Origin of the sequence: Amycolatopsis sp. NPDC049691 (assembly GCF_040675005.1) — a bacterium.
In the GTDB taxonomy this organism is placed as follows: Bacteria; Actinomycetota; Actinomycetes; order Mycobacteriales; family Pseudonocardiaceae; genus Amycolatopsis.
The window spans coordinates 190,808-208,803 of the sequence record NZ_JBFANX010000017.1 but is presented as its reverse complement, the minus strand read 5'-3'; the positions used below and the strand labels follow the sequence as shown (position 1 = coordinate 208,803).

The 17,996-nt window shown below is 72.2% G+C and carries 21 protein-coding genes and 1 pseudogene; 10 read left to right on the top strand and 12 right to left on the bottom strand.

Features of this window, described 5'->3' with window-relative positions:
• Positions 1 to 124: 124 nt before the first annotated feature.
• From AB0J40_RS33435 to AB0J40_RS33420, 4 genes are all read left to right on the top strand, one after another.
• Positions 125 to 988: a helix-turn-helix transcriptional regulator gene (locus tag AB0J40_RS33435; protein ID WP_013222333.1), complete on the top strand. Its 864-nt coding sequence runs from the start codon at positions 125 to 127 to the stop codon at positions 986 to 988.
• Between the two features lie 100 nt (positions 989 to 1,088).
• Positions 1,089 to 1,916 (top strand): SAM-dependent methyltransferase, encoded by an 828-nt coding sequence (locus tag AB0J40_RS33430; RefSeq protein WP_364461096.1) that lies wholly within the window; start codon positions 1,089 to 1,091, stop codon positions 1,914 to 1,916.
• The gene (locus AB0J40_RS33425) at positions 1,913 to 2,761 is read left to right on the top strand and encodes an SAM-dependent methyltransferase (protein WP_364461093.1); all 849 of its coding nucleotides are present in this window, start codon (positions 1,913 to 1,915) and stop codon (positions 2,759 to 2,761) included. Before AB0J40_RS33430 ends, AB0J40_RS33425 begins: the two co-directional genes overlap by 4 nt.
• Positions 2,758 to 3,363, top strand: a complete 606-nt coding sequence (locus AB0J40_RS33420) for a class I SAM-dependent methyltransferase (RefSeq protein WP_364461090.1) — start codon at positions 2,758 to 2,760, stop codon at positions 3,361 to 3,363. Before AB0J40_RS33425 ends, AB0J40_RS33420 begins: the two co-directional genes overlap by 4 nt.
• 73 nt (positions 3,364 to 3,436) lie before the next feature.
• On the opposite strand, the gene AB0J40_RS33415 is transcribed toward AB0J40_RS33420, so the two are convergent.
• Entirely contained in the window at positions 3,437 to 3,688 is a 252-nt protein-coding gene (locus AB0J40_RS33415) for a hypothetical protein (protein ID WP_364461087.1), read from the bottom strand.
• Between the two features lie 431 nt (positions 3,689 to 4,119).
• On the opposite strand from AB0J40_RS33415, the gene AB0J40_RS33410 reads away from it, so the two are divergent.
• Positions 4,120 to 4,374 (top strand): DUF397 domain-containing protein, encoded by a 255-nt coding sequence (locus tag AB0J40_RS33410; protein WP_364461084.1) that lies wholly within the window; start codon positions 4,120 to 4,122, stop codon positions 4,372 to 4,374.
• A 134-nt stretch (positions 4,375 to 4,508) separates the two neighbouring features.
• Here AB0J40_RS33410 and AB0J40_RS33405 read toward each other — a convergent pair whose 3' ends face one another.
• From AB0J40_RS33405 to AB0J40_RS33385, 5 genes are all read right to left on the bottom strand, one after another.
• Complete coding sequence (locus tag AB0J40_RS33405; RefSeq protein WP_364461081.1) at positions 4,509 to 5,054, bottom strand: hypothetical protein; 546 nt, start codon at positions 5,052 to 5,054, stop codon at positions 4,509 to 4,511.
• The gene (locus AB0J40_RS33400) at positions 5,047 to 6,189 is read right to left on the bottom strand and encodes a hypothetical protein (protein ID WP_364461080.1); all 1,143 of its coding nucleotides are present in this window, start codon (positions 6,187 to 6,189) and stop codon (positions 5,047 to 5,049) included. Before AB0J40_RS33400 ends, AB0J40_RS33405 begins: the two co-directional genes overlap by 8 nt.
• A 14-nt stretch (positions 6,190 to 6,203) precedes the next feature.
• Positions 6,204 to 6,596 carry a FixH family protein gene (locus AB0J40_RS33395; protein ID WP_364461078.1) on the bottom strand — a complete coding sequence of 131 codons (393 nt, stop codon included), beginning with the start codon at positions 6,594 to 6,596 and terminating at the stop codon, positions 6,204 to 6,206.
• Entirely contained in the window at positions 6,593 to 7,990 is a 1,398-nt protein-coding gene (locus AB0J40_RS33390; RefSeq protein WP_364461075.1) for a hypothetical protein, read from the bottom strand. The genes AB0J40_RS33395 and AB0J40_RS33390 overlap by 4 nt, the downstream gene beginning before the upstream one ends.
• Positions 7,991 to 8,086: 96 nt before the next feature.
• Positions 8,087 to 8,941: an alpha/beta hydrolase gene (locus AB0J40_RS33385; RefSeq protein ID WP_364461072.1), complete on the bottom strand. Its 855-nt coding sequence runs from the start codon at positions 8,939 to 8,941 to the stop codon at positions 8,087 to 8,089.
• 53 nt (positions 8,942 to 8,994) lie between these two features.
• Between AB0J40_RS33385 and AB0J40_RS33380 the strand changes: the two genes are divergently transcribed.
• A complete protein-coding gene (locus AB0J40_RS33380; protein ID WP_364461069.1) occupies positions 8,995 to 9,549 on the top strand; it encodes a CGNR zinc finger domain-containing protein in 555 nt (184 codons plus the stop codon).
• On the opposite strand, the gene AB0J40_RS33375 is transcribed toward AB0J40_RS33380, so the two are convergent.
• The 3 genes from AB0J40_RS33375 to AB0J40_RS33365 are packed head-to-tail and all read right to left on the bottom strand — an operon-like array spanning position 9,530 to position 12,326.
• Positions 9,530 to 10,408, bottom strand: coding sequence for an oxygenase MpaB family protein (locus AB0J40_RS33375; RefSeq protein WP_364461066.1), 879 nt, complete (start codon positions 10,406 to 10,408; stop codon positions 9,530 to 9,532). The two genes, AB0J40_RS33380 and AB0J40_RS33375, sit on opposite strands and share 20 nt — an antisense overlap.
• Positions 10,408 to 10,983, bottom strand: a complete 576-nt coding sequence (locus AB0J40_RS33370; RefSeq protein WP_364461063.1) for a TetR family transcriptional regulator — start codon at positions 10,981 to 10,983, stop codon at positions 10,408 to 10,410. The genes AB0J40_RS33375 and AB0J40_RS33370 overlap by 1 nt, the downstream gene beginning before the upstream one ends.
• A complete protein-coding gene (locus tag AB0J40_RS33365; RefSeq protein ID WP_364461061.1) occupies positions 10,950 to 12,326 on the bottom strand; it encodes an amidase in 1,377 nt (458 codons plus the stop codon). Before AB0J40_RS33365 ends, AB0J40_RS33370 begins: the two co-directional genes overlap by 34 nt.
• An 85-nt stretch (positions 12,327 to 12,411) precedes the next feature.
• Here AB0J40_RS33365 and AB0J40_RS33360 point away from each other — a divergent pair, with 85 nt between their 5' ends.
• The gene (locus AB0J40_RS33360) at positions 12,412 to 13,440 is read left to right on the top strand and encodes a D-cysteine desulfhydrase family protein (RefSeq protein WP_364461058.1); all 1,029 of its coding nucleotides are present in this window, start codon (positions 12,412 to 12,414) and stop codon (positions 13,438 to 13,440) included.
• A gap of 84 nt (positions 13,441 to 13,524) precedes the next feature.
• On the opposite strand, the pseudogene AB0J40_RS33355 reads toward AB0J40_RS33360, so the two are convergent.
• Both AB0J40_RS33355 and AB0J40_RS33350 read right to left on the bottom strand, forming a co-directional pair.
• Positions 13,525 to 14,085 (bottom strand): annotated as a pseudogene (locus AB0J40_RS33355) (DUF998 domain-containing protein); the annotation flags it as partial.
• 36 nt (positions 14,086 to 14,121) lie between these two features.
• Positions 14,122 to 14,907 carry a protein phosphatase 2C domain-containing protein gene (locus AB0J40_RS33350; protein ID WP_364461056.1) on the bottom strand — a complete coding sequence of 262 codons (786 nt, stop codon included), beginning with the start codon at positions 14,905 to 14,907 and terminating at the stop codon, positions 14,122 to 14,124.
• 94 nt (positions 14,908 to 15,001) lie between these two features.
• Here AB0J40_RS33350 and AB0J40_RS33345 point away from each other — a divergent pair, with 94 nt between their 5' ends.
• Positions 15,002 to 15,211 carry a sigma factor-like helix-turn-helix DNA-binding protein gene (locus AB0J40_RS33345; protein ID WP_329052797.1) on the top strand — a complete coding sequence of 70 codons (210 nt, stop codon included), beginning with the start codon at positions 15,002 to 15,004 and terminating at the stop codon, positions 15,209 to 15,211.
• Positions 15,211 to 15,738, top strand: a complete 528-nt coding sequence (locus AB0J40_RS33340) for a Clp protease N-terminal domain-containing protein (RefSeq protein ID WP_364461052.1) — start codon at positions 15,211 to 15,213, stop codon at positions 15,736 to 15,738. The genes AB0J40_RS33345 and AB0J40_RS33340 overlap by 1 nt, the downstream gene beginning before the upstream one ends.
• Here AB0J40_RS33340 and AB0J40_RS33335 read toward each other — a convergent pair.
• Positions 15,735 to 16,355, bottom strand: coding sequence for a hypothetical protein (locus tag AB0J40_RS33335; protein ID WP_364461049.1), 621 nt, complete (start codon positions 16,353 to 16,355; stop codon positions 15,735 to 15,737). The genes AB0J40_RS33340 and AB0J40_RS33335 overlap by 4 nt on opposite strands.
• Positions 16,356 to 16,416: 61 nt before the next feature.
• Here AB0J40_RS33335 and AB0J40_RS33330 point away from each other — a divergent pair, with 61 nt between their 5' ends.
• Positions 16,417 to 17,862 (top strand): PLP-dependent aminotransferase family protein, encoded by a 1,446-nt coding sequence (locus AB0J40_RS33330; RefSeq protein ID WP_364461046.1) that lies wholly within the window; start codon positions 16,417 to 16,419, stop codon positions 17,860 to 17,862.
• Positions 17,863 to 17,996 lie beyond the last annotated feature (134 nt).

The window sequence follows — 17,996 nt, the reverse complement described above, 5'->3', positions numbered from 1 at the left end:
ACGCTGCGCGGTGTCATCATCGAGATCCGCAAGGTGAAGCACTAACCTGGGTGGGTTCGATAGTTCGCGTGCGACGGCGGCCGGTGGCCGTCGTCGCTTGGTAGTGGTCCGGGAGAGCAGGGCGATGGCCAGCACCGTCACCTCGCGCCGGAAGCAGCTCGGCAACGAGCTCCGGCATGCCCGCACCGCGGCGCGGATGACACAGCAGCAGGTCGCCGAGGTCCTCGGCTGCACCCAGGGCAAGGTCAACAAGATCGAGTCCGGTGCCGTCGGGGTGAAGCTCGGGGATGTGCGATCGATGCTGAACGCGTTCGGGATCAACGGCGAAGAGGCCGACACGCTGATGAACCTGGCGCGGGCCGCCGCCGGGCAGCGCGGCCACTGGTCCGGCTACCGCTCGGTGGTGCCGCACTGGTTCCGCACCTTCACCGACCTGGAACCCGCGGCCGCGGAGATCCTCACCTGGCACGGCGAGCGCATCCCGGGCCCGTTGCAGTCCGAGCACTACATGCTCAAGCAGTTCACCGAGGCCGGCGCGACGGACGTGACGTCGCTGGTGCGCAACCGCCTCGACCGCAAGGCCGTGTTCGAGCAGCAGCAGCCGCCCTACTACCGCTTCATCATCAGCGAAGGCGCGCTGCGCCGGGCACCGGGCGGGTACGCGCCCGCGGTGATGCTCGACCAGGTCGAGCACCTGCTCTCGCTCGAGAAGCACCCGCGGGTCTACGTGCACGTGCTGCCGTTCGGGGCGCGGCTGGCGGCGGTGCCCAACGACTTCACGATCATGCGGTTCCCGGACCGCACCCGGGACTTCGTCTACATCGAGCACTCCGCGGGCGGGCTGTACCTCGACGACGTCAAGGACTTCAACATCTTCGTCGACTCGTGGGACCGGCTGCGTGGAGCGGCGCTGGAGCGGCAGGAAACCCGGCAGTTCCTCAAGGAGCTCGCGGAGGGTTACCGCGCCCAGATGCAGCAGCTCCAATAGGGCGAACGGTCGTCTGAGGTATCCCGGCCGGTGAACAACTTTCGGTAGAGTCTGTCTGTTGCGCTGGAATCCACCGGAAGTTTCGCCCGAAGGGGACATCGTGGACCCCGACTTCCTCCCCGACGCCGTCGACCTCGAGCGGCCGAACGTGGCGAGGATCTACGACTGGGCACTCGGCGGCACCGCGAACTGGGCGATCGACCGGCAGTACGGCGAGCTGGCCGTGGAAGCGTTCCCGCTGGCGAAGACCCTGGCGCGCGCCAACCGCGACTTCCTCGGCCGGGCCGTGCGCTACTGCCTTTCCGAGGGCATCACGCAGTTCCTCGACCTCGGCTCCGGCATCCCGACCGCCGGCAACGTCCACGAGGTGGCCGACGAGTACGCCGACGACAGCCGCTGCGTCTACGTCGACAACGAGCCGGTGGCCGTCGCGCACGGCCGGATCCTGCTCGACGAGGAAGGCGACCCGGAGCGCCACGCCGTCCTGTACGCCGACCTGCGCGACGCCGAAGAGGTGTGGGACGCCGCGCTGGCCACCGGCGTCCTCGACCCGGACCGGCCGATCTGCCTGCTCAGCGTCGCCGTGCTGCACTTCCTGCCGGACGTCACCGGCGTCCGCGAAGCCATCCGCGACTACCGGACGCTGCTGGCGCCCGGGTCGGCGTACGTCCTTTCGCACGCGACCGAGTCCGGCGTCGAAGGCGAGGAGCTGGAGCAGATCCGGAAGCTCGTGAAGCTGTCCGAGCGGTCGAGCTCGCCCGCGGTTTCCCGGACGCTCGACGAGATCGCCGCGTTCTTCGGTAACTTCGAGGTGGTCGAGCCGGGAATCGTGCCTGTGGGAGAGTGGCGTCCCGAGCCCGGCGCCGCCACGGTCCCCCTCGCGAGCGTGGTCGGCGGTGTCGGCCGCAAGCCTGGAGGATGGACATGACCACGCAGGATCCCGAGGCCCCCGAAGGCGTCGACCTCGAGCGGCCGAACGCGGCCCGCATCTACGACTGGTTCCTCGGCGGCGACGCCAACTGGGCCATCGACCGGCAGTTCGGCGAGCAGGCGGTCAAGACGTTCCCGATGATCAAGACCGTGGCCCGCGTCGGCCGCGACTTCCTCGGCCGCGGCGTCCGGTACCTGGCCCGCAACGGCATCGACCAGTTCCTCGACCTCGGATCCGGCGTGCCGACGGTCGGCAACGTCCACGAAGTCGCCGCGGCGGTCAACCCGAACGCGCGGTGCGTGTACGTCGACAACGAGCCGGTCGCGGTGGCGCACTCGCAGATCCTGCTGGAGAAGGAGGGCGTCGCCGACCGGCACGCGGTGCTGCAGGGCGACCTGCGCGACCCGGCCGACATCTGGAAGCGCGCGCTCGACACCGGCGTCCTCGACCCGAACCGCCCGATCGGCCTGATCATGGTCGGCGTCCTGTACTTCCTCGGCGAAGACGAGCCGGTGGCCCAGACCATCCAGAAGTACCTGTCGCTGCTGCCGTCCGGCTCGTACTTCCTGTCCTCGCACCTGACGAGCGACGGCCTCGAGAACATGGCCGACTCCGAGAGCCGCGAGTCGATCATGGCGCAGTACAACAAGTCGAGCACGCCGCTGCACCTGCGGTCGCGCGAGGAGTTCACGACGTTCTTCGACGGCCTGGAGCTCGTCGAGCCGGGCATCGTGTACCTGCCGGAGTGGCACCCGGAGGAGATGGAGTCCAAGGCGACGAAGAAGCTCGCGAACGACCCGGCGTTCGTCGGCCACATCTGCGGCCTCGGCCGCAAGCCGTGACGGCAGCCTACGACGCGGTCGCCGACCAGTACGCCGAGTTCGTCCGCGACATCTGGGACGGCGACCCGCTCGACCGCGCCGCGTGGACGGCGTTCGCCGACTACGTGCGCGGCCGCGGCCCGGTCGCGGACCTCGGTTGCGGGCCGGGTCACCTGACGGCGCACCTGCGGTCCCTGGGCGTCGACGCGTTCGGCGTCGACGTGTCGACGGCGATGATTTCGCTGGCGCGCGCGGCTTCTCCGGACCTGCGCTTCGAGGTGGGGTCGATGGCGGCACTGGACGTGCCGGACGCGTCGCTCGCGGGGATCCTGTCGTGGTACTCGGTGATCCACACGCCGCCGGCGGAGGTGCCGAGGTATTTCGCCGAATTCACCCGGACGTTGGCGCCCGGCGGTCACGTTCTGTTGGGGTTCTTCGAGTCCGGCGACGGCCCGGTGGCGGAGTTCGACCACAAGGTCACGACGGCGTACGTGTGGCCGCTGGACGCACTGGCTTCGATCGCCGCCGAGGCGGGGCTCGCGGAGGTGGGCCGGCTGTACCGCGAGCACGTCGAGGGGGAGCGGCCCTACCGCCAGGGCCGGTTGTTCCTGCGGAAACCGTAGCCCCGCAACGGCAAGAGCCCCGGTCCCAGCAGGGAACCGGGGCTCTGCTGTGGTGGTACGGCAGTCCGGGCGTTCAGGCCCGCGACCCGATCCGGCCGCGCAGCAGCGGCGTCAGGTCGATCGCGGTCTCCAGCGGGCGGGTGGTCCGGACCCCGTCGGAGTAGCGCTGCACCGGGAGGTCCTGGTCCGTCGCCCAGGTCGTCGTCTTGCGCAGCGGTGCCTGGATCAGGCTGAACCCGAAGCGGTTACGCAGTTCGTTCCCGATCCCCCGGCGGCCACGGTGCTCTTCTTCGCGGCGGAACAGCGAGTTCATTCGGACGGCCATCGGTCACACCCCCTGCTCTCGTCGCGGTGGCAGCGCCGGGGAAAGCGCTTCCCGGCATCGGCTTCGGACCAGCTCGTTCGTGCCACGGGCGGCAACCGGTCGGCGGGCGTGGCCCGCGCCCGGTGGCGCGCTGTCCTCGACGATCACGCTGATCCTCCCCCATGAGGTCCTGCGGTGGTGGGTTGTCGGTCGTCGGCCAGTGGTCCGCGTTCGGAGACCGCCCGCCGCATGCAGGCAGTCATTCACCGACACCAGCGCCCCGGCCGATGCGATTAATCCTACTCCTGGAATAATCTTCATGTCGAGACCGGACCTAGTTGATCACCCGCTTGGCCGTGCGGCGTACTCCATTGAGACACTGAGTAGCCGGACGCGGGTACGTTCGACCAGGTCGCGGCCGCGCCCCCCATCGATCCTCGGAGGTACGACCCATGGCGGATTATCCGTCGTTCGCGGATTACGATCCGAACACGGCCGTGTCCCTGTTCGAAGAGGCGGCCTGGGAAAAGTCCTTCGCCAGCGAGCCCAACGGCGGCAGCTGCGTCGAGGTCAACCTCGGTCGCGAAGGCCTCATCGGCGTCCGCGACACCAAGCTCGCCACCAGCCCCGTGTTCGTGTTCGACACCGCCGAGTGGGAAGCGTTCCTGGTCGCCGTGAAGGCCGGGCAGTTCGACCTGCCCGCCTGAACCCTCCCCTGCGCGGGTGATCATGGTCACCCGCCTGTGCCCGAAGATGGCGACGGCCCCCTTTCCCGTTCTCACGGTGAAGGAGGCCGTCGCGACGGCGCGGATACGCCCGAGTGCTCGATGTGAGCGGAATCTCACCCGGTTGCCGGGAGTTCGCCCCCGCGCAGCCGGCTTCGCGTCCGGCGCCAGGCCACGACGACGAGCACCACGAGCCCGATCAACGGCAGCGTGCTGATCGCCCAGCTCAAGCCCATCGGCGGCCCCGGCTGTTCGAGCACCGGAAGCGCGCGCAGCTCGCCGGTGCCGGACCCCGCCGGGCCGTTGAGGGTGAAGCGGAACGTCCACTCGCCCGGCCGCGGCAACGAGCGGACGTCCAGCCCCCAGACGTCCCGCTTGCGCGGGTGCCGCACGAGCGGCTGCGCCCGCCGCTGCGCGCCTTCCGGGCCGAGCATCATGAGCGTGCCGGACTTGTCCTCGATCCCGCCGTCGGGGATGAACGTGAAGTCCAGTGACTGCATGGCCTTCAGCGGCCAGGTGCTGAACCCGACCGTCAGCCCGTACGGCCCGGCCTGCACGTGCTCGGTGTGCACGATGTTGACCGGCTCGTAGGCGTTCGCCGGCGCCGCGGTCGCGAACAGCAGTCCGGCGACGGCGGCCAGGGCCATAAGTGTCTTACGCATCAGCGGTTTCCCCCTTCTCGGCGGGCGCCAGCAGGCACAGCATCCCGCCGAACCGCCACCCGGCGAACCCGCCGAGCAGCCCGAACAGGCCGGACAGCACGGCCGTGGTCGTCAGGTACCAGGCCGGCGGCAGGTGCGCGCCGGTGTAGAGCAGGGTGCGCTGGACCGGCAGGCTCAGCCCGATCAGCAGCCCGGCGACCCCGCCGACGACCACGGACACGCGGCCCACGCGCCACCCCCGGCGCCGCCCGGCCAGGTACCCCAGCTCCATCAGCGCGGCCACCGGCAGGAGCGCGAGCGGCGTCAGCGACGGCATCTCCGGCACGCCGGAAATCGCGTCCCGCAACGGCAGGTCGACCAGGTCCGCGTACGCCTTCGCCGCCCACGGCGAGAACCACCAGAAGATCCCCTGGACGGCCAGCACCAGCGCCGCGGTGCCGGCCGCGCCCCCGGGCCGCCGCAGGAACCCCGCGCCGACCGCGACCAGCAGCACCGCCATCATCGAGCAGCCGATCGAGACGGCGTCGGCGTAGTCGTCCGGCACCTGCTGCAGGCCCAGCGCCAGCACCGGCCCGAAGGTGAGCAGCACGGTCAGCGACGCCAGCGTGCCGAGCCGTCCCCAGCGGTGCTCGCGCGCTGCCGCGAACACCGCGGTCGTGCCGATCAGCGACACCGTGATCGACAGCAGCAGGCCGATGTGCGGCGGCGAGTCGATGACCGCGTCGAAGCCGTAGAGCCCGTGCCACCACTGGTCCCACAGGCCGTACAGCAGGAACGTCGCCGCGCCGACGCCCGAAACCAGGTAGCCCAGCGGCGCCGCGAACGTCCGGCCGAACACGTTGACCACGCGGCCGCCGACCCTCGGGTCGACCGGACGGCCCGCGCGCCGCGCCGCCGTCGTCAGCAGCACGACGGCGAGGCTGGCCAGGCCGACGACCGCGCTGCCCGCGTACAGGAACAGGTGCGGCAGCGTGAAGAACGTGTCCGGGCCGACGTCGCTGTGCCACTGGATGTCCCAGGTCAGCCCGACCAGCGACAGCAGTGACCCGCCGAGGACGACGTTCGCCGGCAGCAACCCCGTTCGCGCCTGTTTCGCCACCGGCGTGGTGCGCACGCCGGATGCGGTGAGATCCATTCCCCCGAACCTTTCTACTTGACGAGCAACGGAAAAACGACTTGGGCGGGCCCGCCGGGGCCGCGCAGCGACACGGTGATCTCCCACTGCCCGGACATCGGCAGCCCGACGCCGGTGGCCCGGAACCGGCCGGGTCCCTCCGCGGCGGCGGGCACCGCCGGGAACGCGTGCCCCATCTGCGCCATGACCGGTGCGACCGTGACTGCTTCCGGCGTGGGCCCGGTGACGGCCACCCCGAACGTATTGCCGCCGATGCGCGGCTCGTCGGCGGAGAACTGCACGGTGTACGGCCCGGAAACCGCTTGCTGCGTCGAGGCTTTCGCGCTGCCGCCCGGCCAGAGCAACCAGGTGGCACCGGCCACGACGACCAGCGCGACCACGGCGATCAGCAACGTCGGGCGTCTCATCGGCCGGCTCCTGTCGTCGGGACGTCCACCACGGCGGGGATCGTGAGCACGCGGTAGCCGCGTTCGGCCTGCAGCCAGATCCGGTACCGGCCGGGCGCGGCGAAGGTGTAGGTGAAGCTGACGTCCGGGCCGTACGCGGCGACGGTCTCGTCCGGGCGGTCCAGCTGTCCCGCGACCGGCGGGATCATGGCGTGGACGTGCGCCCACGTCGGTGCCTTCGCGGCGCTTTCCCCGACCGGCCCGGTGATCGGCCCGGCGACGATGAGGTGGCCGAGCATCCCGAGCCACGGTTGGAGGTCCTGGGTCTTGAAGCGCGCGGTGATGGTGGTCGGCGTGCCGGGCGTGACGGTGAGGTCGACCGCGGTGCCGTCGACGGTCCGCGGTCCGGCGCCGGGTGGTTCGGGCGCGGGCGCGGCGGTACCGGCGAAGTCCACAGTGGACCGGACGAGCTGGACCCCGCCGCCGCGCCGCACCAGCTCGGCCGCGACCGCGTACGTGCCGGCTTCCGGATCGGCCACGCGGACGCGGTAGTCGCCGGGGCCGACGCGCACCGGGTGCAGGTGGCTCATCCGGCCGGACGGCGAGATCAGCACGAGGTGCACGAGCGCGTTGTCGTGGATCAGCAGGTCGTCGACCGGACGGCCGGTGGCGCCGTCGGTGAGGGTCAGCTTCAGGCCGCCGGGTTCGGCGTGTGCCGCGAGGTTCACCGGCGGCCGCGAGTAGTCCACTGTGGACAACTGTGCGTTGGCGTAGGGATCGGTGACGTTGTCGTACGTCGGGTCGAGCTGGCTGCCGGGCGCGGGCGGCGGGGGAGTGCTCGCCGACAGCAGCGCGCCGGTGACCGCGACGGCGATCGCGGCGACCGCGCCACCCGCCGGCACGAGTGCGTACGCCGTCCGCTTCGCCCGGACCCCGACGATCAGCGCCAGCAGCAGGAACACGCCCGCGGCGACGAACCCGCCGTAGGTCGCCTTCTCCCACGGCGGGACGACCCGGGCGGGCACGATGAACGGGATCGTCGCGGCCGGGCCGGTGCCGTCGCTCAGCCGCAGTTCCCACGGCCCCGGCTTGTCGACTTGGAGATTTCCCGCGTAGACACCCGGTTGCGCACCGAGCACGACGTCGGTGCGGGCGCTCGTCACGCCGTCGGCCGCGATCGCGAGGTGCAGCGTTCCGGGCGGCGAACCCTGGTGCGTCACGACGTCGACCCGCAGCGGCGACGGCGTGACGTCGACCCGGCGGATGATCACGGTCAGCTCGCGCGCGCCGAGCGTCTGCGCGACCTGGACGTCGCTGCCGGACGGTGCGCCGTCGGCGTGCGCGGTCCCGCCGCCGGCCGCGATCCCCAGCACGGCCAGCAGCACCAGCAACGCGAATTTCGGTTTGGTCCCCATCGTGGGTCCGAACCTAGCGACGGCGGCGGGTGGCGGGCGTCACGGCGGGGAGGGAACTCCGGTCCCCAGCGCGGGGGACCGGCGCCCCCGGGGGTCTCAGGGACCGAGGAATTTCCGCAGGTGGGCGACCACTTCTGCGGGCTGTTCCTCGGGCAGGAAGTGACCGCACTCGGCGAGGGCTTCGCCGGTGACGTCGTCGGCGTACTCCCGCCAGATCTCGAGCGTCGGCAGGGTGCCGAGCAGGCCGTTCGCGCCCCACAGGGCGAGAAGTGGCTGGGTGACGCGCTTTCCGGCTTCGAAGTCGGCGTCGTCGAGCTCGGCGTCGTCCGGGAAGGAGGCGCGGTAGTCGTCGAAGCCGGCCCGCAGGGCGCCGGGCTGGGAGAAGGCGCGGACGTACTCGGCTTGGGCTTCGGCGTCGAGGGCGTGGCGCTGGTAGGTCCAGCGTTCGAAGAAGTAGCCGAGGTAGGCGGCGATGTCCCGGCCGGCGAGCAGCTCCGGCAGGTCGGGCTGGAGGTGGAAGAGCCAGTGCCAGTAGGCCTTCGCGGTGCCGGTGTCGAGGCGCTGCCACATCGCGCGGGTCGGGGCGATGTCCAGGACGGCGACGCGGTCGACCTGGTCGGGGCGGTCCAGCGCCCAGCGGTGGGCGACGCGGCCGCCGCGGTCGTGCCCGACGACGGCGACTCGGTCGAAGCCCAGGTGTTCGGCGAGCGCGGCGACGTCGGCGGCCATCGTGCGCTTGTCGTAGCCGGTCCGGGGCTTGTCGGTGCGGCCGTACCCACGCAGGTCGGGAGCGATGACGGTGTGCGTTTCGGCGAGCGGCGCGAAGACCTCGCGCCAGCAGTGCGACGTCTGCGGCCAGCCGTGGAGGAGGAACAGCGGCGGGCCCTCGCCGGCCCGCTGGTAGTGCATCCGGAGTCCGTTGACCGTGGCCGTGCTTTCTAACCGGTTCATAGGGTTAGACGGTAGCCGACGTTCTAACTGTCGGCAACGGTTAGAATGAGCGCATGGAGTGGGCTTTCGACGGCGGACGGCCGTGCCTCGACCTGGTCAACACGCTGCGCGCGCGGTACACGGACGGCGTGGAGCTGCTGACGGGACCGGACGCGCTGGCGGAGTGGCTTTCGCTGGCGGGCTTCACGACGGGACCGGTCCCGGTGACGGCCGGGAACGTGCTGGCGGCGAAGGCCCTGCGCGAGGCGATCGACCGGGTCCTGCTGCCGCCCGAGGTGCCGGACAAGATGGACGTCGAGCTGGTGAACAACGCGGCGGCGTCGGCCCCGGCACCACCACCGCGGCTGATCCTGCTGGACGGCCGGCTCCGCCGCGAGGTCCCGGCCCCGAAGGACCCGGTGGCGGCGGCGTTCGCGGCCCTGGCGGCGGACGCGATCGACCTGGCGACGAGCGACGCCGAGGTCCGGGTCTGCGCGGCGGACGACTGCGGGATCCGGTTCTGCGACGCGTCCCCGCGCCGGAACCGCCAGTGGTGCTCGATGTCCCGCTGCGGCAACCGGGCCAAGGCCCGAGCCCACTACGCGCGCCTCAGCGGCCGCGAGGCCTGAGCGGCAATGAGCCGGGGCCGTTGCCGCCGACCAAGCGCTCGTACACCTTCGGGTGCGCGCGCAACCACACGTTCAGCTTGCCGATCCACCGCATGTGCGCCGTCCGCAAGCCCGCCGGGATCGGCGTGGCAACGAGCCGCACGGCAGAAGCGAACCGCCTGAACCGCCGCTCGTCCCTGGAAGTCCACTGTAGACCAAGGTCGGTGCGGAGCGAAGGCGGCAAAGTCGCCCGAATCAGGAACATCTGGATCCGGCCGTGCCACTGCCACCACGAGTCCGGCAGCCACCGCATCGGCTTCTCGACCGTCCGGATCGTCTCGAAGAGCTGCTCGATCGTCGGATTCCGCGAAAACCCGGCCACCATCGAGTCGTAGTACCGCTCGAAAGCCGCCCAGTCCGGCGGCAGGTCCCGCTCCCGCACGCCGAGCATCCGCCCGACGTCGCACATCTGCGCGTAGTACTCCTCAAGATCCGAAGTGGACAGTGGTCGTCCGAAGAACCGTTGCGCGTCAACGGGAACCATCACCAGTGTCGCATGCACCCACGCGTAAGCCAGCGGATCCAACGCGCTGTACCGGCGTCCGTCCGAGACGCCCGTGAAGGACCGGTGCAGCGAACGCAAGCGCGAAGCCTCCACCCGCGCACCCGAAGCGCCGCCGTACACGTAGATCGACAACGACGCTCCCGTCCGCATCAACCGCGTCCACGGGTCCGACGTGTAGTCCGAATGGTCCCGCACCCCCGCCGCGACCACCGGGTGCGCCACCTGCAGCACCAGCACCTGCCCCGCCAGCAGCGCGTCGCGGAAGTCGCCGAAGTACTTCCACGCCGCCGTGCCGCGGACGATCGGCGGGGCCATCAAGCCCCGCGGATCAGCATCATCAGCGGCTCGGCCACCGGCGTGTCCGTCTCGCCCGTCGCCAGGCGCCGCAGCTGCAGCCCCGCGATCAGCGCGACCACCGGGCCCGCGAGCCGGCCCGGGTCCGGGACGCCGAGGGCCGACAGGATCGTCACGGCCAGTTCGTCATAAGCCGCGAAGCATCGCGAAGAAGCTTCGTGCAGTTCAGGATCGCGGGCGGACTGCAGGTACAGCTCGTGCGCGCCCAGCTCGTCGGCGCCGAAGGGCAGCTGCGCGATCACGTGCTCGACCACCGACGCCGCCTGCTCGACGCTGAGCCCCTCCGAGCGGTAGCCGTCGACGATCGCGCCGAGCTTCGCCGTCTCCTCCTCGACGAACAGCAGCATCGCTTCGCGCAGCAACGCCGTCTGGCTGGGGAAGTGGTAGGTCAACGTGCCGAGCGAAACGCCCGCGGCGGCGACGATCCGGCGGTTCGTCAGACCGCCGACACCGTGCTCGCCGACGACCGCCAGTGCCGCGCGCAGGATGGCGTCCCGGGTGCTTACCAGCTTGTCTCGGGATGCCGCTCCGGCCACCGTTCGACCTCTTCCAGTTGCGCGGCGAGCGAAACCAGCCGCTCCTCGGCGTGCGACGGGCCGAGCAGCTGGGCCCCGAGCGGCAGCCCGTCGGCCGTGAGCCCGGCCGGGACGTTGACCCCCGGCCAGCCCAGCACGTTCCACGGCCAAGCGTACGGGCAGGCGGCGATCATGGCCTGGTCGGTCTCCCAGCCGGACAGCCCGTCGAACGTGCCGATCGGCGGTGGCGGGGTCGCGGTGGTCGGGGTCAGCAGGACGTCGACGCGGCCGAACACCGAGCCGATCCGCCGGTGCAGTCCCGGCTCCAGCGCGCGGGCGAGCCGCAGCGCGGGCCCGGCGAGGAGCCGGCCGTGACCGGCGTTGCTGCGCGTGCGCGGGTCGAGGCCGGCGCGGTCGGGCACCCGCAGCGCCCAGTCGCGGACGCCGGTGAGCGAGCGCGGCAGGAACGTCAGGCCGATCAGCCCGTAGTCCGGCTCGACCTCGACGATCTCGTGGCCCAGCCCGGCGAACGACTCGGCGAGCCGGCGCACGGAAGCTTCGACGACCGGGTCGAGCCGGGTCTTGGTGGCGGTGAACGGGATCCGCGTCGACAGCCCGATCCGCAACCGGCCCGGTTCGCGCGCCGCGGCGGTCCGGAACGTGCTCCCGGTGTCCGCGACGACGTCCAGCAGCAGGGCCGCGTCCTCGACGGTCCGGGCGAGCGGGCCGAGCACGGTCAGGCCGTGGAACAGCTCGCTTTCGGTCGGGATCCGGCCGCGCTGGGTCTTGATGCCGACGAGCCCGGTCCACGCGGCCGGGATGCGGATCGAGCCGGCGCCGTCGGAACCGAGCGCGGCCGCGATGGCCCCCGACGCCACCGCGGCCGCGCTCCCGCCCGAAGAACCCCCGGGGGTGTGGCCGGGGCGCCACGGGTTGCGCGTCACGCCGAAGGCCGGGCCCTCGGTGAACGGCCACTGGCCCAGCTCGGGGGTGTTCGTCTTGCCGATGATGATCGCTCCGGCCGCCCGCAGCAGCGCGACGGCGGGCGCGTCGGCGGTGGCGCACGGGAACTCGCCGGCGCAGCCGAACGACGTGGGCAGGCCGGTGAGGTCGACGTCGTCCTTGATCGCGACGGGCACGCCGAGCAGGGGTTTCCGCTCGCCGGCCCGCAGCCGCTCGTCCGCGTCGGCCGCTTCGGCGAGCGCGGCGTCGTCACGCAGGTGCTTGAAGGCGTTGAGCGTGGGCTGGCTCGCGTGCGCGCGCCCGAGCGCGGTCGCGGTCAGCTCGGCGGAGGTGACTTCGCCGGCGGCGAGTTGCTCGGCCTGCGCGGCGAGGCCGGTGAAGTCCAGGCTCGTGGCGGTCATGGCACCTCCCGGGCGCTCTCGTTCGTTCGAACGAACGTTACCGGATACCGCCGGTCTTCGGCCACCCTTGCGGCAGACTGGGCCCATGACGTTCGACTTCGCCGGCTTCCCCGACGCCGCACTCGCCGCGATCCCCCGTGTCGACCTGGGCGGCTGGCCGACGCCGCTGCACGAGGCGCCCCGGCTCGGCGAAGCGCTCGGCCTGCGCAACCTCTGGCTCAAGCGTGACGACGTACACCCGCTCGGTGCCGGCGGCAACAAGCTCCGCAAGCTCGAATACCACCTCGGCGCGGCCAAGGCGGCCGGCGCCGACACCGTCATCACCTTCGGCGCGCTCCAGACCAACCACGGCCGCCAGACCGCAGCCGCATGCGCGAAGCTCGGCCTGCGCTGCGAACTGGTCCTCACCGCGAAGGTGCCGCGCGACGGCGAAGCCTACGAACGCGGCGGCAACCTGCCGCTCGACAAGCTCTTCGGCGCGACCGTCCACATCTGCGCGGACGGCGACGAAACCGGCCGCACGTACGACCGCCTGATCGCCGAAGCCGCCGCCGAAGGCCGGACGGCCTTCACCGTTCCGGTCGGCGGCTCCAACGACCTCGGCGCGCTCGGGTACGTCCGCGCCACCTACGAACTCGCCAAACAGCTCGAGGAACGCGGCATCGAGCGCGCCCACCTCGTCGTCCCGCACGCCAGCGGCGGGACCGCGGCCGGGGTGACACTGGCGGCCGGGCTCCTCGGCGGCCTCGGTGTCGGCATCGCCTGCGTCAGCCACCCGCTCGACGAGGCCACCGAGAACCTGCACGACCTCGTCGCGGGCGCGGCCAAGCTCCTCGGGGTCGAACCGCCGCCGTTCACGCACACGCGCATGGGCGATTCCACGCTCGGCCCCGGCTACGGCATCCCGACCGACGCCGTCTGGGACGCGCTACGGCTGTTCGGCCGCACCGAGGGGGTCGTGCTCGATCCCGTTTACACCGGGAAGGTGGCCGCCGCGCTGGTCGAATGGGCCGGCCACTTCGCCCCGGACGACCACGTGGTGTTCCTGCACACCGGCGGCATGCCCGGCCTGTACGGCTACGCGCCCGAATTCGCGGTGGCCGTCGAAGGCTGACTCCAGCCGGGTCGCGACCCGCAGCAGCGTGCAGAGCAGCACGACGTCGGCGAGCAGCAGCAGCCGCTGCATGACGCCGATCGGGAACGCGTCGGAGATCTCCCGGAACGGCTCGACCCCGGCCTCGCTCAGCCGCACGAACACGAAGCTCACCGCGAACAGCCCGAACGCGGCCGCGCTCAACCGGATCGCCGTCACGACGGCGGCGCGTTCGGGGCGGCCCCGCAGCGATTCCAGCAGCGAGATCGCGGCGCCGGGCAGGCTGAGGAACGCGACCAGGCACGCGTAGAGGTGGATTTCGCCGCTCACCGGGTCGGGTGCCTCCGGGTAGCTCGCCGGGAACACCGCGGCCGCGGCCAGCCCGAGCGACCACAGCGCGAGCAGCAGCCGGGTCGTCCGCGACAGCGGCACCCCCGCCGCGTGCAGCGCGCCGAGCACCGCCAGCGAGCCGACGGCCAGCGACAACACGCTCGCGGCGAGCATGCCGTCGCCCCGGTCGGTCACGGTGTAGCTCGACAGCGTGTCGTACACCGGGTTGCGCGAGCTGATGACGTGCAGCACCACCGCCGTGAACAGCCCCCAGCCGATCGCGCCCAGCGCCACCAGCCGCCACGGTCTCGTGCGCTTCCCCTGTTCGGTCCCCATGCTCTCCAGGTTCTCGGAGAACCGGGACGGCCGTGATCAGGGAAGACCCTGAATTCCCCCGGAGACGAAGTCGACCAGCACCAGGGCCTGGTCGTCGTGGCGCTTCGGGCGCGGCCAGCGCGCACCGTCCGGATCCTGCTTTTCCGCGGTGCGGACCGCGTCGAGCACGGCGTCCGGCCCGTCGGCGCGGGTGATCGCGAGAACTTCGCGCCAGTCGAAGAGTTCGTACTGGTCGACGCCGATGGAGACACCGTCGCTGGCGAGCAGGACGGCCTCGACGTCGTTTCGTGGCCAGCTGCGGCGCACGGCGTGGGCGGCGGCGCCCGGGTCGGCTTCGGCGACCCAGAAGCCGTCGTGGGCATTGCGTCTTCGCCGGACGTCGGCGCCGGTCTGCAGCATGCCGCGCCGCCGCAGCCGCGCGAGCCGGTCGTCGGAGACGACGTCGACGCCGAAGCCACCGAAGCCGACGACGGGGCTGTCGGCGAGCACGAGCGCGTCGACGCGGTCGTCGAGCCACCGCACGGCGGCGACCGTGCTCGACGGCGATTGCTGCGGGCGCAGGGCGTTTTCCGTGGTCACGGCGGCGATCGCACTGGTGAGGGTGTCGGTGAGGTCGGCTTCGGGGGCGGCGCGGAGGTCGTCGGCCAGGCGCCGGGCCAGGCGTTCGGCGTACCAGCCGCCCGGGGGCTGCGAGGGGTCCGAGGAGGTGGCGCCGTCGAGGACGAGCACGGCGTTGTCCAGGACGACGACGTGGTCTTCGGTGGGGCGCGGGTGGCCGTCGGCGCCCACCCCGGCCCGTTCGGCGATCACGATCTCGGGCATCACCCGACTGTACGTCGAGCCTCCGGGACCTTCGCGCTGACGCGACTGTCAACTCAGGTTGACAAGTCGTCGGTGTCAACGTAGGTTGACAGGCATGACGGAAGCGACGGACCTGGCCGCCCGGGCCGGCGACCGCGATCCCCGGGTGGGACTGCGTGCGGTCGCCGCGCTCCGGCGGCTGGTGGAACAACTGGAGGCCGTGCAGGTCCGCAGTGCGCGGGTCGACGGCTGGTCGTGGCAGGAGATCGCCGCCGAGCTGGGGGTCAGCCGGCAGGCCGTGCACAAGAAGTACGGGAGGCACTGATGTTCGAGAGGTTCACGGCGGACGCGCGGCTCACGGTCGTCGAAGCGCAGATGACGGCGCGGCGGTCCGGCTCGGTGGAGGTCGGGACGGTGGATCTGCTGGCCGGGTTGCTCAAGACCGGGCTGCCGCTGCTCACCGAGTTGGGCGTCGCCACCGACGACCTGGCCGCCGAACTCGAGCGGACGAGACGGCGGGGCGGGGTCAGCGACGCCGACGCCGAAGCGCTCACCGAGTTCGGCATCGACGTCGAGCAGATCGTGCAGAGCGTCGAGCGGACCCACGGCGAAGGTGCGCTCGCCGGCCGGCTGGGCCCGGCCAAGCGCGGGCACGTCCCGTTCACCACCGAGTCGAAGAAGACCCTGGAGCTGAGCCTCAAGGAGGCCGTCCGGCTGGGGGACAAGCACCTCGGGCAGGAGCACATCCTGCTCGCGCTGGCCCAGCAGCGCGGCACCGACGACGTCCTCGCCCGGCGCGGCGCCGATTACCCGACGCTGCGCCGGGCCGTCCAGCAGCGCAAGGCCGGCTAGCGGTCGCGCCAGGTCGTCAGCGGCAGCAGTGCCTGGGTGAGCGGGCCGATGGCGAGGGCGTAGAGCACGGTGCCGACGCCGACGGTCCCGCCGAGCAGGAAGCCGGCGGCGACCACGGTGACCTCGATGCCGGTGCGCACCAGCCGGACCGACCAGCCGGTGCGCCCGGCGAGCCCGGTCATCAGGCCGTCGCGGGGACCCGGGCCCAGCCGGGCGCCGACGTAGGTGGCCGTCGCGACGCCGTTGAGCGCGACCCCGCCGGCCAGGAGCGCGATCTGCCACCCCAGGTCGTGCTGGTCGGGGAGGAACGCCCGCACGACGTCGACCACCACCGAGATGACCACGACGTTCGCGATGGTGCCGATCCCGGGCCGCTGGCGCAGCGGGATCCACAGCAGCAGCACGACCACCGAGATCAGGCCGGTGACCGTGCCGAAAGTAAGGCCGGTGTGCTTCATGACGCCCTCGGCCAGCACGCTCCACGGCTCGAGGCCGAGGCCGGCGCGGGTGACGAGGGCGACGCTGGTGCCGTAGAGGGCGAGGCCGCCGAACAGCTGGACGCTGCGGCGGACGGGGTCGCGGGAGATCCGGACGGGCCGGAGGTCGATCTGAGCCACACCGGCACTATCCGTCGCAGGTGGCCTTGTAAACCATAGCCAATTCCAGGATATTGGCCTTATGGAAGCCGCAGTCCCACTGGGTGGACGCATCTCCGGCCCGCGATTGGCCGTCATGCTGGGATCGTGGCGGCAGGGCTCCCGGCAGGGGGCGGCCGACCTGGCCGCGGCCATCGAGCTGCAGGTGCTGGACGGCCAGCTCCCGCTCGGCACCCGGCTGCCCGCCGAGCGCGAGCTGGCCGACGCGCTCGGCGTCAGCCGGACGCTGATCGGCGCGGCGCTGGACCGGTTGCGGGAGAGCGGGTTCGTCGCGAGCCGCCGCGGCGCGGGTTCGTGGATCGCCGCGCCCGGGCGTCGCCGCCGCGGGCCGCTCGCCCCGGTGGGCGACGGTTCGATCGACTTCACCCACGCGTCCTCGCCCGCCATCCCGGGCACGGCCGCGGCCGTCGACGCGGCCCGCGTCCGGCTCGCCGACCACCTGGGCGACCACGGCTACCAGGAACGCGGCCTGCTGAGCCTGCGCGAGAAGATCGCGCGGCGCTACACCGAACGCGGGCTGCCGACGACGCCCGCGCAGGTCATGGTCACCAACGGCGCGCACCACGCGTTCGTGCTGGTCCTGCGCATGCTCGCCGGCCCCGGCGACCGCGTGCTGGTCGAGCAGCCGACGTACCCGAACGCCCTGGAGGCGATCCGGGCCGCGCACGCCATCCCCGTGCCGGTCGCGCTCGACCCGGGCGGGGGCCGCGGCTGGGACATCGCGGGCGTCGACGCGGCCCTGCGCCAGGCGGCGCCGCGGTTCGCCTACCTCGTCGTCGACTTCCAGAACCCGACCGGCCTGCGCCTGGACGCCGAAGGCCGCGCCCGGCTCGGCACCGTGCTGGCCCGCGCCCGGACCCCGGTCGTGGTGGACGAGACGCTCGTCGAGCTGGATCTCGAAGGCGACCCACTGGCCGGGCCGCCGCCGCTTGCCGCGTTCGCCGGCGACCTGGCGATCTGCGTCGGCTCGGCGTCGAAAACGCACTGGGGCGGGCTGCGGCTCGGCTGGATCCGGGCGTCGGAGGACCTGCTCGGCCGTCTGGTTTCGGCGCGCTACGCCGTCGACCTGGGCTCACCGGTGTTCGAGCAGATCGTGCTCGGCGAGCTGCTGGACGACGACGCCGCGCTGGGCCGCCGGCGCGCGGAGCTGCGCGGCTATCGCGACGCGCTGGCCGGCGCGGTGCACCGGTACCTGCCGGACTGGACGTTCACGCTGCCGAAGGGCGGGCTGTCGCTGTGGTGCCGGATGCCGGAGCCGGTGAGCTCCCGCCTGGCGGTGGCGGCGGCGAGCCACGGCGTCCAGGTCGCGCCGGGCTCCCGCTTCGGCGTCCACGGCGGGTTGGAGCGCTGGATCCGGCTGCCGTTCTCGCTGCCGCCGGACCGGATCGAGGAAGCGGTCCGCCGGCTGAGCGCGGCGGAGGCGTCGGTCCGCGGCACGCCGGCGTCGCTGGACGCGCCCATCGCATAAAACGAACCGGTGCGCTGGATGCGAGCCTGCTCCCAGGGATGGGCGGCGTTCATGTGCATCCAGCGCACCGGTTCGTGTTTCACACCCCCACTCGCGGACGTGACCCCGCTCGTAGGTGCCGCGGCTTCCCGGCA